This window comes from Lactobacillus sp. WILCCON 0059 (assembly GCF_057197985.1).
This window is the reverse complement of record NZ_JBUBHN010000001.1, coordinates 1044916-1058818: the sequence shown is the minus strand read 5'-3', so window position 1 is coordinate 1058818 and position 13903 is coordinate 1044916. Positions and strand designations below refer to the sequence as shown.

The 13903-nt window shown below is 49.8% G+C and carries 12 protein-coding genes; 6 read left to right on the top strand and 6 right to left on the bottom strand.

Going from position 1 to position 13903, the window contains the following annotated elements; translation table 11 throughout:
• Positions 1 to 42: 42 nt before the first annotated feature.
• Both ACYVUT_RS05080 and ACYVUT_RS05075 read right to left on the bottom strand, forming a co-directional pair.
• Entirely contained in the window at positions 43 to 1326 is a 1284-nt protein-coding gene (locus tag ACYVUT_RS05080) for a dihydroorotase (protein WP_484501576.1), read from the bottom strand.
• Complete coding sequence (locus ACYVUT_RS05075) at positions 1326 to 2336, bottom strand: aspartate carbamoyltransferase catalytic subunit (protein WP_439776174.1); 1011 nt, start codon at positions 2334 to 2336, stop codon at positions 1326 to 1328. The genes ACYVUT_RS05080 and ACYVUT_RS05075 overlap by 1 nt, the downstream gene beginning before the upstream one ends.
• A 403-nt stretch (positions 2337 to 2739) precedes the next feature.
• Between ACYVUT_RS05075 and ACYVUT_RS05070 the strand changes: the two genes are divergently transcribed.
• A complete protein-coding gene (locus tag ACYVUT_RS05070; RefSeq protein WP_484501575.1) occupies positions 2740 to 3258 on the top strand; it encodes a nitroreductase family protein in 519 nt (172 codons plus the stop codon).
• A 55-nt stretch (positions 3259 to 3313) separates the two neighbouring features.
• Here ACYVUT_RS05070 and ACYVUT_RS05065 read toward each other — a convergent pair whose 3' ends face one another.
• Positions 3314 to 3880 carry a TetR/AcrR family transcriptional regulator gene (locus tag ACYVUT_RS05065; RefSeq protein WP_484501574.1) on the bottom strand — a complete coding sequence of 189 codons (567 nt, stop codon included), beginning with the start codon at positions 3878 to 3880 and terminating at the stop codon, positions 3314 to 3316.
• A gap of 116 nt (positions 3881 to 3996) precedes the next feature.
• Here ACYVUT_RS05065 and ACYVUT_RS05060 point away from each other — a divergent pair, with 116 nt between their 5' ends.
• Positions 3997 to 4698 (top strand): ABC transporter ATP-binding protein, encoded by a 702-nt coding sequence (locus ACYVUT_RS05060; protein ID WP_439776171.1) that lies wholly within the window; start codon positions 3997 to 3999, stop codon positions 4696 to 4698.
• Between the two features lie 5 nt (positions 4699 to 4703).
• Positions 4704 to 7340 (top strand): FtsX-like permease family protein, encoded by a 2637-nt coding sequence (locus tag ACYVUT_RS05055; protein ID WP_484501573.1) that lies wholly within the window; start codon positions 4704 to 4706, stop codon positions 7338 to 7340.
• Between the two features lie 65 nt (positions 7341 to 7405).
• On the opposite strand, the gene ACYVUT_RS05050 is transcribed toward ACYVUT_RS05055, so the two are convergent.
• Positions 7406 to 8029, bottom strand: coding sequence for a histidine phosphatase family protein (locus ACYVUT_RS05050; RefSeq protein WP_484500136.1), 624 nt, complete (start codon positions 8027 to 8029; stop codon positions 7406 to 7408).
• A 333-nt stretch (positions 8030 to 8362) separates the two neighbouring features.
• On the opposite strand from ACYVUT_RS05050, the gene serC reads away from it, so the two are divergent.
• From serC to ACYVUT_RS05035, 3 genes are all read left to right on the top strand, one after another.
• Positions 8363 to 9445 carry a 3-phosphoserine/phosphohydroxythreonine transaminase gene (gene serC, locus ACYVUT_RS05045; protein ID WP_484501572.1) on the top strand — a complete coding sequence of 361 codons (1083 nt, stop codon included), beginning with the start codon at positions 8363 to 8365 and terminating at the stop codon, positions 9443 to 9445.
• A 19-nt stretch (positions 9446 to 9464) separates the two neighbouring features.
• Positions 9465 to 10637 (top strand): phosphoglycerate dehydrogenase, encoded by a 1173-nt coding sequence (locus ACYVUT_RS05040; protein ID WP_484501571.1) that lies wholly within the window; start codon positions 9465 to 9467, stop codon positions 10635 to 10637.
• 217 nt (positions 10638 to 10854) lie between these two features.
• Positions 10855 to 11766 carry an EamA family transporter gene (locus ACYVUT_RS05035; protein ID WP_484501570.1) on the top strand — a complete coding sequence of 304 codons (912 nt, stop codon included), beginning with the start codon at positions 10855 to 10857 and terminating at the stop codon, positions 11764 to 11766.
• Positions 11767 to 11834: 68 nt separating this feature from the next.
• Here ACYVUT_RS05035 and ACYVUT_RS05030 read toward each other — a convergent pair whose 3' ends face one another.
• A complete protein-coding gene (locus ACYVUT_RS05030) occupies positions 11835 to 12908 on the bottom strand; it encodes a hypothetical protein (protein WP_484501569.1) in 1074 nt (357 codons plus the stop codon).
• Between the two features lie 53 nt (positions 12909 to 12961).
• Positions 12962 to 13843 carry a DegV family protein gene (locus tag ACYVUT_RS05025; protein ID WP_484501568.1) on the bottom strand — a complete coding sequence of 294 codons (882 nt, stop codon included), beginning with the start codon at positions 13841 to 13843 and terminating at the stop codon, positions 12962 to 12964.
• Between the last annotated feature and the right edge of the window lie 60 nt (positions 13844 to 13903).

Below are 13903 nucleotides of genomic sequence, written 5' to 3'. Positions count from 1 at the left end.
GCTAGTTATTTTCTTTTTTCTTCTGTGGTAATAATTTAATTTTTAGTCAGCCAGGTGCTTGTTCTTGTAAACCAGCTTGCCGCTGACAAAAGTCAAGGCAGTCATGCCGTAGACTTCCTGGCCGGTGAAAGGAGTGTTGACCCCCTTGGACAGGTAGTCTTCCTCGGCAATCTTTTCGGCGTGATCCAGGTCAAAGACGGCCAGGTCAGCTTCCTTGCCCGGAGCCAGGACACCAGCGTCAAGACCAAAGAGCTTGGCTGGCTGGTAGCTCATCAGATCTAGAAGCTGATCCAGATCCATCTGCCCGCTCTTGACAAACTTGGTGTACAGGCAGGCAAAAGCCGTTTCGTTGCCGATGATCCCGAAGGCGGCCTTCCGCATGTCGCCGGCCTTTTCTTCCCGGCTGTGCGGGGCGTGGTCGGTCGCGATCAAGTCGATCGTCCCGTCCAGCATCCCTTCAATCAAGGCAAACTGGTCTTCCTTTGATCTAAGAGGCGGGTTCATCTTGTAGTAGCCGTTATTGCCGTCGATCTCCTCTTCGCTCAAAAGCAGGTGGTGAGGAGCAGCTTCAGCGGTGACGTTGATCCCGTATTCCTTGGCGATCCGGATCAGTTCCACGCTCTCCTTGGTGGAAACGTGGCAGGCGTGGTAGTGAACGCCGGTAGCTTGGGCCAAAACCAGGTCTCTGGCCAGCTGGGCTGATTCACTGACCCCCAGGATGCCTGGCAGTCCGAGTTCTTCAGCCTTCTTGCCGGCATTCATCACCCCGTGATGGTAAAGGGAGTCATCTTGGATGTGCTCGCAGATGGCCAGGCCAACCTTGGCTGCTTCTTGCATGGCTTCGTACATGGTGCCGGCTTGCTGGATGCCGTGCCCATCATTGCTGAAGGCAAAAGCTCCTGCTTCTTTCAAGGCAGCCATGTCAACGACTTCGTCACTGGTCAGATTTTTGGTAATAGCCCCGTATTGCTTCAAGTGCACGCAGCTGTTGGCTTCGTTTAAAGCAACTTGCTTTTCAAAAGTTTCCAGGTTATCTGGGACCGGGTCAACATTAGGCATGGTGCAGACCGTGGTAAAACTGCCCCGGGCTGCTGCTTCAGACCCGGTTTTGATGGTTTCCTTGTAGGTAAAGCCAGGTTCTCTGTAATGTTCGTGGATGTCCACCAAACCAGCTGTCAAAAGCTTGCCCTTTAAGTCGTAGACTTCAGCACCCTCTTCCGGCAAGTCCAGACCGACCGCCTGGATCTTGCTGCCGGAAAGCAAGACGTCTTCTTTAATGAATTCGCCTTCTTGGTAAACCAGTCCGTTTTTCAGCAAAATGGCCATTATTCAAGGCCTCCCAACTTGCGGCCGCGCAGAACGGCTTCGATCATGGCCATTCTGACAAAGACCCCGTTGTGCATTTGCACAGCGTAGCGTGACTTAGGTGCTTCAACCAGGTCGCCGTCCCATTCAACCCCGCGGTTGATTGGACCCGGGTGCATGATGATGGCGTCATCTTTAAGCATGTCGTAGCGGCGTTGGTTTAAGCCGTAAGCAGCGTTGTAGTCCTTGGCATCAAAGAGCTGTTCAGTCTTGGCTTCTTCCCCGTTGTGGCGTTCGTGCTGAACTCTGAGCAGCATCAAGACGTCAAGTTCTGGAATTTCATCGTCAATGTTCTTGACATAAGTGCCGTACTTGCTGAATTCTTCAGCGTCGTACCAGTATTCTGGACCTGAGAAGTAGACTTCAGCGCCAAGAGTGTTCAAGATTTCCATGTTTGACCGGGCTACCCGGGAGTTGGTCAAGTCACCCACGATCATGATCTTCAAGCCGTCGAAGTGGCCGAATTCGTTGTAGATGGTCATCATGTCCAGCATGCTTTGGGATGGGTGCTGGCCGGAGCCGTCACCAGCGTTGACCAGGCCCATTTGCAGGTGCTGGCCTTCCTTTGGGTGGATGATTTCGTTGTAGTAGGCGTTTTCCGGGTGTCTGATGACGCTGAGTTCGATGCCCAGGGAAGCCATGGTCAGTTCAGTGTCGTAGAGGTTTTCCCCCTTGTTGACTGAAGAGTGGGATGGGTCAAATGGGATAACCGTAAGGCCCAGCCGCCTTTCAGCAACTTCAAAGCTGGTGTGAGTCCGGGTTGAGTTTTCAAAGAACATGTTGGTGCAGAAGATCGGCCGGCTCAAAGCTGGTACTTCCCCGCCGTTCTTGAAGTATTGGGCTCTTTGCAGCAGGTGCAATACGTCGTCGGCGCTCAATTGTTCAACACTGACAAAGTATGGCAGGCGAAGCAAGTTGTCTTGCTTGTCTTCAGTTGCGACAACGACTTGGTTTTCGGTAACAGTGGTCATGATAATTTGGCATCCTTTCGAAAATAACTTAAGCAAAAAGACCATTTTAAACACTCAGTCTCCGTGTCTAAAATGGTCTCTCAAAGTCTGCTTAAACTGCCCGGGAAGCTTTCTCCCCGGTTTCCTTGCCAATCCGAATGTTTGCCAAGAAATCTTTGTTTATGTCTGAAATTTGAGCTGCCTTCTTAGCCTCACGGGACTAAATTTAAAGGTCATTCATATGTTTCCTTAACTATAAAGACTTTTGCCAGGCAAGTCAAGCTTTTTTAGCGAAAAAGCAGGTAATTTTTTAAAAGGCAAAGTTTAAAACTATTTTCAACCGCTTTCGCACGTGTTTGCGGTATAATCTACCTAAGGAATCGACAGACATGTGTTTTGTTAGACTGACAGGAGGAATTCATCCATGAAGTTTACGAAATTGTTGAAAACACGCAAATCCGTCCGGACTTATTCGGGCAAGCCTGCTGGCAAGAAGCAGGTCAAGAAGATCATTGAAGCAGCTGAACTGGCGCCAGTTGCCCGCGGCTTATACGAAAACTACCAGCTGACGGTCATTTCCGACCCGAAGATTTTGAAGGAGATCGACCAGGAAGCCGCCATGATGTTCGGCGACTTGGAATCCCATCCCTTGTACGGGGTACCAACCTTGATCCTTGTTTCCGCCAAGGAGCGGGATGAAATGACCTACGCCAGTGCCGGCATTATTGCCCACAACATGGTTCTGGCCGCCGAAAACAGGGGCCTGGGGGCCTGCTACCTCTTTGGCGCGGCAGCTGCTCTGGCTGCTCACCCGGAAACAGTCGTCAAGCTTGACCTGCCAACTGGCTTTTTGCCGATCTGCGGGGTCGGCGTCGGGGAAACTGAAGAAGAATTGACCATCCGCGACCAGAAGATGGACCGGATCGGGATCAACGAGATTTAACCGGCGAAAGCTGAACTAACAAAGCGCGAGAGGGCAAACCGCCTGCTCGCGCTTTTTATTTGATGATTTCTTCTGGTGAAAGGCGCCGGTAGCGGTCCAGAATCTGGCTGATTTCTTCCGGGCTCTCCTGCATCCCCCGCTGAACCCACAAGGTAAAGATCGTGGCCAGGCCACCAAAAACCAAGCGGCTGGCATAGGGCTGCTTAATGGCCGGGTGGGTCAGGTTGGCCCGGCGTTTAGCGAAAACATCAGCCATGACTTTCTGCAGCCGGTACTCCGTCCGCTGGACCAGATCACTTTTAAAAAAGACCGTGACCAGGTCTTCATTCTCTTTAATATAATCCAGCAGGCGCAGGATGCTCTCTGTTGAAAAAAGCTCTGTGCCTTCCCCGCTCTCGCTTTCTTTCAGCAGCTCTTGAATGCCGGCAAAAAAGTCAGCCTCCGTCTGCCGGAGCAGGTCTTCCTTATCCAGATAGTTCAAGTAAAAAGTCCCACGGTTGATCCCGGCTTTTTGGCAGAGCTGGCTGATGGTCAGCTGCTGAAAACCGCTGACTGGCACCAAGTCAATCAAGGCCCGGCGGATCTTGGCCTTGCTGGCCGTCTTTCTGCTCTTTTTTGGCAATTGAAACCTCCAAAAGAAAAAGTCTTTAAATCAACAGATTGTTTATTTTTGCTCATTAATTTTAGCTGATTTTTGTGTAAACTGCTAGTCAGACACATCAGAAAAAGGAGGACATTATGGCACTCATTGAAGTGAAGCATAATACGAAAACCTATCAGTCCGGTGACACGACGGTTTACGCCAACCGGGACATCAATTTTGCAATCGAAAAAGGCGAGCTGGTCATCATCCTGGGCAGCTCCGGAGCCGGCAAGTCGACCTTGCTCAACATCCTTGGCGGGATGGACACTAACACCAGCGGTGACGTCATCGTCAACGGGCAAAATATCGCCAATTACAATGCCAAGCAGCTGACTGCCTACCGGCGGACCAACATCGGCTTCGTCTTCCAGTTCTACAACCTGATTCCAAATTTAACGGCCAAGGAAAATGTCGAACTGGCTTCTGAAATCGTCAAGGACGCCATGGATCCGGTCGAAGCCTTGACTGCTGTTGGCCTGGAAAAGAGAGTCAACAACTTCCCGGCCCAGCTCTCCGGCGGTGAGCAGCAGCGGGTGGCCATTGCCCGGGCAGTTGCCAAAAAGCCGGCGCTCTTGCTCTGCGATGAGCCAACCGGGGCCCTTGACTACCACACCGGCAAGCAGGTCCTTAAGATCCTGCAGGAAATGAGCACGGTCCACGGGTCAACGGTCGTGATCGTCACCCACAACTCTGCCCTGGCCCCGATCGGCAACCAGGTCCTGCACATCCATGACGGCCAGATCGTCAAACAGGAAAGAAATGACCACCCGGCCGATATTTCCTCGATTGAGTGGTGATCATCATGAAAAAGAAAATGCTTTGGAAAGATGCCGGCCAGGCCATTACCCACTCTTTTGGCCGCTGGATCGCCATCCTGCTCTTAATGGCCGTCAGTGCCTTTGCCCTCATTGGCCTGAAAATGACGGGCCCCGACATGCGGCAGACCGCGACCAGCTTTTTTGACAAATATGAATTAGCCGACCTTACTGTCATGTCAAACTATGGGCTGGACAAGACCGACCGGAAAATTATCAAAAATCATTCCGGAGTCAAAGAGGCAGCTTTTGGCTACCTGCAAGACAGCCGGGTTTCCGGTAAAAATACTGACCTCAGAATCTATTCAATCAGTTCTAAAGTCTCAGCCAGCCAGTTAGTCAGCGGCCGGCATCCCAAAAAGAACAATGAAATTGCCCTCAGCTACCTGCTGAAAGGCAAATACAAGCTGGGCCAGACGATCAGCTTGAAAACGCCGGGCAATTTGAAAGAAAAGAAATTCAAAATCACTGGTTTTATCAGGTCCAGTGAAAGCATCGACCGGACTAATATCGGCCAAACTACGGTAGGCGACGGGCAGCTGGACGGAGTGGCTGAAGTTGCCAAAAGTGCTTTTAAGCAAAACACCCCTTATGCCATCGCCCGCATTCGCTACAAGAAAACGGCAAGCATGTATGCCTACTCCAGCAAGTACCGCAATTACGTTGCGGATAAGCAGGAGCAGCTGAAAAAGGAGCTGAAGAAGCATGGCAAGAAGCGCTACAGCAGCTCAAAAAACAAATTACAAGAACAGGAAGACAAATTATCTTCTGCCAAGAAGAAACTTCTGGCAGCCCAGAAGCAGCTGAAAACTCAAGCTGCCGCCCTTCCTGCCGCCGGCCAAGCCTTGGTCAAGCAGCAAGAAAAGAAACTGACCAAACAAGCAAGTCAACTGGCTAAGCAGGAAAAGCAGCTGAAAAAAGCCAAACAGACCTTAAAGCAAACTGGCAAGGTTACCTACACGGTCAGTGACCGGTCCAGCAACCCTGGCTACGCGGTCTTTCAATCCAACTCTGAAAGAGTTGACATCTTGGCCAATGTCTTCCCGGTCCTCCTCTTTGCCATCGCGGCTCTGGTTTCTTTAACCACCATGACCCGCTTTGTCGAAGAAGAAAGAATCAGCATTGGGACCTTCAAGGCTCTGGGCTACTCCAACCGGGACGCGGCGCTCAAGTTCGTCCTCTTCTCAGCTTCAGCCAGCCTGCTTGGGGTCGGAATCGGGGCAGCGGGCGGCTACACCTTCTTGCCGAAGATGATCTTTGAGGCCTACGTCGCCAACTCGACCATCAGCAATTGCCAGCTCCTCTTCAACTGGCAGATCTTGCTTGTAACAATTGTCATCGCCCTGGCCTGCACCACTGGCGCCGCCTTAATCGTCTTAAGACGGGACCTGGCTGAAAAACCCGCCTCTCTTCTTTTGCCAAAGCCACCGAAAAACGGGTCGCGGATCCTTTTGGAACGCTTCACCCCCCTTTGGAAACGAATGAGCTTCAACTACAAGGTTACCATGCGTAACCTCTTCCGCTACAAGAGCCGGGCCTTCATGACCATCTTCGGTGTGGCGGGCTGCTGCGGGCTCTTGGTCATGGGCTTTGGGATCCAGGACTCCTTAAACGGGATCAGCGAGATTGAATACAGCCGGATCATCACTTACGACCTGATCGCGGTTAAAAAGAATGCTTTGACTAACAAGCAAAAAGATAAGCTGGATTCTGCTTTGGCCAGCTCTTCTGTAAAAAAGCACACTTCTGTTCACTTTGAGGAATTGACCAAAAAGGCCGGAAGCGACGATACAGACCAGTCTATCTCTTTAGTCGTGCCTACTTCCGGGCAATCTTTATCCGGCTACATCAGCTTAAATAACCGGGCAAGCGGACAAAAGCTGACTTTAAAGGGCAGCGGCGCGGTTATTTCTGAAAAACTGGCCAAGCTGCTTAATGCCAAAGTCGGCAGCTACATCAAGCTCAAAGACGAGGGTGGCGACTGCCACAAGATCAAAGTGACAGGGATTTGCGAAATGTACATCGGCCACTACGTCTTCATGAGCAAATCTGCCTACAAGCAGGCTTTTGGCGAAAAAGCCACGGCTAATGCCCAGCTGATTACTTTGAAAAAAGGCCAGTCTCTTTCCAAGTACTCCAGAAAGCTGATGAAGACTGGAGCAATCAAAGGGATCAACCAAAACACGAGCAACAAGGAAACCATCGATAACATTATGGGCAGCTTGAACAAGGTCATGATCATCTTGATCGGCATGGCCACCCTCCTGGCTCTGGTCGTTATTTACAATCTGTCTAACATCAATGTTGAAGAAAGAATCAGAGAACTGTCGACCATCAAGGTGCTCGGCTTCTTTGACAAGGAAACCACCCTCTACATCTACCGGGAAACGATCATTCTCTCCATTACCGGCATCCTCTGCGGCTACCTGGTTGGGATTGGCCTGCACAGCTTCATTATCAACAGCCTGCCGCCAGACAACGCCATGTTTGACCCGACTATGCTGGCAAGCAACTTCATCTTTTCAGCCTTAATTCCAGCCGTGATCACGGCTTTAGTCGCCCTGGTCATGCACAAGAAGATCAAGTCCGTCAACATGCTGGACGCCTTAAAATCCGTCGATTAAGACAAAAACGGAACCAAGTGGTTCCGTTTTTTATATCTCTCAATCTCTATATCTGAAAAATATTGCTAAAAGCCAGTTACTGTCCGGTTGTAGTAGACCAGGTGCTGCTTTTGACTGAGTGGATCAACCAGAATTTTAGTCACGGAGCAGTTGTCTGGTTCCAGAATCTGCAGACCCTGGCCGCCAGTAGCGTTAATGGCAAAAGATCTAACCGTGAAGCCGTGGGTCACCACCACGATCTTGTCTTCTGCATACTTCTTGCTGATCTCCTCCACGAATTCTGCCGTCCGCATCTCCACGTGGGCAAAGCTTTCTGCCTTTGGAGCAACTTGCACGTAGTCTTCCGTCACGTCATTAACCAAGGGAGAAAAATAATTCGGGTATTCAGCCATCAATTCGCTGTTCTTTTGCCCGTCCCAGTCCCCGTAAGAAATCTCCAGCAAGCGGTCGTCTGTTTCAACCGGCAGGCCGGCCTTTTGGTTCAGAATTTCCGCTGTTTGCTTGGTTCTGACCAAGGGTGAGACGAAAAGGCGGTCAAAATTGCTGATATCAAACTGGTCAGCCAGTTTTTGTGCCTGCTCCTTGCCCAGGTCGGTCAAGTAGGTGTTGGGGGTATTGATGGTCCCCTGCTTGAGGCCTGCCTTATTGGCAAAGGTCTGTCCGTGCCGGATAAAGTAGAATGTGGTCATGCGCTTCCTCCATTGTTTGTAGACTTTTTTCTTTGCTAAAAAATATTATACCAAAATTAAAATTTTGTTGACATTTCTAATTTTCGCCTTATAATAAAATTAATCACACGAAAGGAGCGAAAAAATGTTTACTTTACAAAGCAATCAAATGCAAAACAGACTTTTTTCCTCCTCCCAGTCTTCTTCCACTTAAGAAGGCTGCAATTTGTGATGGCCTTCAGCACAGTTTAAAACAGTGAGGCCGAAACAACAACTCCAACATAACATCTCATGGCAAAGGGCACTCACGCAAAGCGGGTGCCCTTTGTTTTTTCAGAAAGGAATTCTTAACTTATGACATGCTACAACTTCGCGGCTGGTCCAGCCATGCTGCCGGTCGAAGTCATTGCCCAAATCAAACGCGACTTGCCAGATTATGCCCACAGTGGCATGAGCGTCATGGAAATCTCCCACCGGTCAGCTCTTTATAAGGACCTCTACGCGGAAACCAAGGCCAACCTTCTGGAACTCATGAAGCTGGACCCGGCAGAATACGATGTCCTTTTCTTGACCGGCGGGGCAACCCAGCAGTTCACCACAATTCCTTTGAACCTGGCCCGCAAGTACCACCGGATCGCGGTCGTAGACAGCGGCCACTGGGCCCAAAGAGCGGCAGAAGACGCGGCTAAGGTGCCAGGCCTCACTGTTGATATCGTAGCTAGTGCTAAGGACAACAATTACACGGCTGTTCCTGAAATTCCGACTGAATTTGACAAAGACTACGACTACCTCCACATTACCACCAACAACACCATCATGGGGACGGCCTACAGAGACGACCAAATTCCTAAGACCGACATCCCCCTGGTAGCCGACGCTTCATCCAATTTCCTGGGCCAGGAATACGACTTCAGCAAGTTTGCTGTTATCTATGCTGGGGCGCAAAAGAACCTGGCTCCTGCCGGCTTGACCGTTTTAGTCATCAGAAAGGACCTTTTGGTTAAGCACGATGACCTGCCAGGGTTCTTCGACTTCGCTACTGAAGCCAAGAAAGAATCAGCCTTGAACACCCCGCCAGTCTTCCAGATTTACGTGGCTGGCCTGGCCCTTAAGTGGCTCAAGGAAAAAGGCGGCGTGGCCGGCATTGAAGCCATCAACCAGGAAAAAGCCAAGCTCCTTTATGACTGCCTGGCTGAGTCCAAGAATTTTAAGAGCAAGGTTGATCCAGACAGCCGGTCAATCATGAACGTACCTTTTGTCAGCGGTGACCCGGACCTGGACGCTGAATTTGTCAAAGAGGCTACCGCCCACCAGCTCCTTAATTTGAAGGGCCACCGCCTGGTTGGCGGGATGCGGGCAAGCATCTACAACGCCATGCCGCTGGAAGGGGTTCAGGCCCTCTGCGACTTTATTAAGGATTTTGACGCCAAGCACTAATTTTTTGAAAGGATTCCCCATGTACCAAATTAAAACTTACAATGCCATTGCAAAAGAAGGCTTAGCCGAATTCGGCGACAACTACCGGATCAACCAAACTGACAATCCAGATGCCTACTTGATCAGATCAGTTGACCTCCATGACCACGAATTTCCGAAGAATTTGAAGGCAATCGCCCGCTGCGGGGCCGGCTACAACAACGTGCCTTTAGACAAGGCCCTGGAAAACGGGACTGTGGTCTTCAACACTCCAGGCGGCAATGCCAATGCCGTTAAGGAACTGGTTCTGGCATCTATGATCATCGCCAGCCGGAACATCGTGGCTGCCGCTAACTGGTCAGCTAACGCCAAGCCGGGCGCGGACATCACCCTGCGGACGGAAAAAGAAAAGACCAGCTTCAACGGGACTGAGCTGTTAGGCAAGACGGTAGCCGTAATCGGTTTAGGCCACATCGGCTCACTGGTAGCTAATGCCTGCCTTAACTTGGGGATGAAGGTTGTCGGCTATGACCCATACTTGACTGTTGAAGCCGCATGGCGCTTGTCAGACCATATCAAGCGGGCCACCAGCATCGCTGACGCTGTTAAGGACGCGGACTTTGTCACTGTCCACGTGCCAAAAAACGAAGAGACGACTGGCTTGATCGCTGACGCCAAGATCGCGCAGATGAAGTCAAATACTATCTTGCTCAACTTCGCCCGCCTGGGGATTGTCGACAACAAGGCTGTCGTTGAAGCCTTGGCAGAACACCGCTTGGGCAAGTACTACACCGACTTCAGCGATGCCACGATTTTGCACAACGACGACATCGTGATCATGCCCCACATCGGCGGATCAACGATTGAAGCGGAAATCAACTGTGCCCGGATGGCGGCCAAGGAAACCATTGACTTTTTGGAAACGGGGAACATCACTAATTCAGTCAATCTGCCAAACGTGTCAGCTCCGTTTGAAAGCGACCACCGGATTACTTTGATCCACAAGAACATTCCAAACATGATCGGGCAAATTTCTACTTACCTTGCTGGCCAGGGCATCAACATTGAAAACCTGGTCAACAAGGCCAAGGACAAGTACGCCTACACCATGATCGACATTGATGAGATCGACCAGGCTACCCAAGACGAGGTGGTAGCCAACCTGGAAAAGATCCCTGCTGTCACTCGTGTCAGATTCCTGACCCACAAGTAATAAGCAGGTTAGAAATAACTGAATTTTAAGCTTTTGATTCTCCGAATTTACCTTTAACATGAACCCTGGAAGTTGATTATTGCAATTTCCAGGGTGTTTTTTTGACTTTGTTAAAGCATCCTGCCAGCAGTGTGTTAAAATGGACAAGGTTGTTTTCTGAAAAATAAGAAAATAGTAATGGCAGCTATGAAGTAGAGAGAAAGTAAGAAAGTAAAAAATGAAAGCAAATAGCAAGTGGGCAGGCCTGGCAGCCGCGGCCTGCATTCTATGGGGCATTTCCGGTCTTTTTGCCAAGGGCCTCTTTAATTTTGACCCCCGCATCACGCCAATTTGGGTAACGCAAATGCGGCAGGTCTGCTCAGGCGTAATTCTTTTGACTGTAGCCCAGCTGACCGGCAAGCATCCCTGGCAGGTGTGGAAAGACAAAAAGAGCGCGGTCCAGCTTCTGGCTTATGCCGTTATCGGCGTTTTGCCCTTCCAGTACTGCTTCTTTTTGGTAGTGGCTCAGGCTAACGCGGCTATCGCGACAGTTATTCAGTTTATCGGTCCCTTCTTCGTCTTGGCCTATCTGACTTTGACCAAGCAGGAAACTTTGCGGCCGATTGACGTCGCGGCCAGCTTGCTGGCTTTTGGCGGTGTCTTTCTCTTATCAACGCATGGCAACATTCATGACCTTAGGATCGCGCCACTCACCCTGCTTTTTGGCATCATGTCAGCAATTGGGGCAGCGGCCAACAGCTTGCTTCCACAAGCCCTGGTGACCAGGCAGTCGACTATTTCGGTTACTGGCTGGGGCCTGCTTATCTCAGGTTTGATTTTGACGGCGATTCATCCAGTCTGGCCTAGCCTACCGAGTTCACCGACTGTCTATATCAACTTGTCAGTCGTCATCATTATGGGAACTATTATCCCGACCCTTTGGCAAAACCATGCTTTAGGCCATATTTCGGGGATGACGGTCGCATTTATGGATGCCTTTGAACCAATGGCCTCCATGATTGGCTCCATCATTGTCTTTCACTTTCAGCCGCAGATGATGGATTACGCGGCATCTGTGATGATCATTTTTGCTGTCATCGCCCTTAATTGGACTCCGCGCGGCAAAATCAAGGCCCGGGTTGACAAATAGTCAGATAAAAATAACAGCGTCAGCAGATTTCCCTGCTGGCGCTGTTTTGCTTTAATTTTCGGTTATGTTTAATTGTCCGAATCAGAGTAATTCAAATCATCAAATCGTTGATCCTGCATCTTTTCAGCCATGGCCTGGCTGCGGTAAGCAATTCTATCGACCCAGATGCCAGCACCGCCTGCACATATCAAAACTTGGACATCATTTCCGTCAATATTTTCAGTGTGCACTGCGAAATATTCACCATCACCGGCGCCTTGATACCAACCCATTACGTTTAGATAGTTAATTCCCTTATACTGAATTATTTTCGGCAAGCCCCAGCCTTCTGCCTTTTTTATTTGTTCTTCGGATGGATAATCTGGTGCTTTATAATTAGCTGCCCGAGTGTACAGGGTAGTAGTGTGCCCCTTATTGTTATACTTGTCGTCTTGAGTAAAAATTGTACTCTGGCCAAAAACGTATTTTTCATGTGTTGTCTCATCGTCATCACTGCTTACAGAATACCAGGTCCCCTGCATTTCCGCGGGGATGGTAAAGTAGCCACTCCGGCCGTCAGACAAGCGCTGAGTTTGACCAGACTTGTCGACGATTTGAACCTTTTTTGCTAGCTGCTTAAATTCAGCCAGCTGATCTTTTTTGCCGATATAGTCAGCCATTTCCTGCTTAGTGGCCTGGCCCAAAAAGCTGCCGCTGCCCGCTACTTTTACTCCTTGATAGAAGTAAAAAGTGCTTCCACTGAGAGTATAGTAGGTCGTCCCTGTTTGCCCAGATACCGCGGCTTCATAAGCATAGCCGCTGCCCGGCTGCTTAAATTCATAGTCGCTGGTCTTGTGCAAAGTAATAGTCAAGGAGCTATTCTGCCCTGCTTGAAGCAAATTAGCCCATTCCCCGTCAAAGCGGTCAGCACAGTAAAGCGTAATCAAGCTGCCACTTTCCTGCGGAGTCAATTTTGCCGCATCAAGTTTTACTGCTTTAGCTGAACTTGGCGAAGCCTTGCTAGCCTTTTTAGCGCTAGACTTCCTACTCTGACTGCTCTTATTTGAACTATTGCTTGCTTCTTTTGACGCGGTCTGCTTGCTGCAACCCGTCAAAAATACGCCGCAAAAAAGGGCCATAACGGCCCATTTTTTGATCCTCATTTTCAAATTTCCTTTTTCTTTCACTGAACACAGCAAATTTTGAGTTCTAAAAACTAGAATTCCATCTGTTCAACGTCAATCATCCAAGTGATGCCGATTGACTTTTCGCCCAGGTAAGTCGCGATAACCGGGCTGAATTCGTCCATTTCAAAGACGGCATTTGGCACTTCAGCTTTGAAGTAGTTCATGACTTCTTCAGCTTGGGCAGCATCGTTTGACTGGATGATCAAGATCCGCAGCTTGTCTTCTGGGATGTCCAAAGATCTGATCTTTTCCAGGGATTCTTGCTCGATCTTCTTAACCGCCCGCTTCATTGACCGTACCTTGTCATAAGCCACGATCTTGGCCTCATCATTAAAAGTCAGCAAAGGCTTGATGTTTAAGAGTGACCCAATAAAGGCGCTGGCGTTGCTCAACCGGCCGCCCCGGCTCAAGTTGTTCAAGTCATCAACAATAAAAAGTTCGTCGATGGTTGACCGAATTTCAGCCAGTTTAGCGACGATCTCTTCAGGACTGTAGCTGCCCTTTTCGATCATCTTGGCTGCTGCCAGAACTTGGTAGCCCTGCAGGCGGACAGTAATTTGTGAGTCAAACGGGTACAGGTGGTAGTCCGGGTTGCTTTGCGCGATTCCCATCAAGGTGCTGTAGGAACCTGAAATCCCGCTGGAGAGGCAAAGGTAGATGATCGCCTCGTAACCCTCATCCCTGAACTTGTCAAAAGTAGTGATGAGGTCCCCCATCTTCGGCTGGGAAGTGGTCGGGAAGCCGGAGCCATTCCGCTGCGATTCAAAAAGCTCTTCAGAAGTGATGTTGATGCCTTCCAGGTATTCCTTGTCATCGATGTAGATCGGAATCGGAATGACCTTGATATTATACTTTTCAATTTCGGCCGCGGACAAATTGGCCGTACTGTCGGTAACTAATGCGATCTTCATATTTAACCTTCCGTATTTAACGTTTTAACATGAAAATTATAGCATACTTGCCCCAGCTAA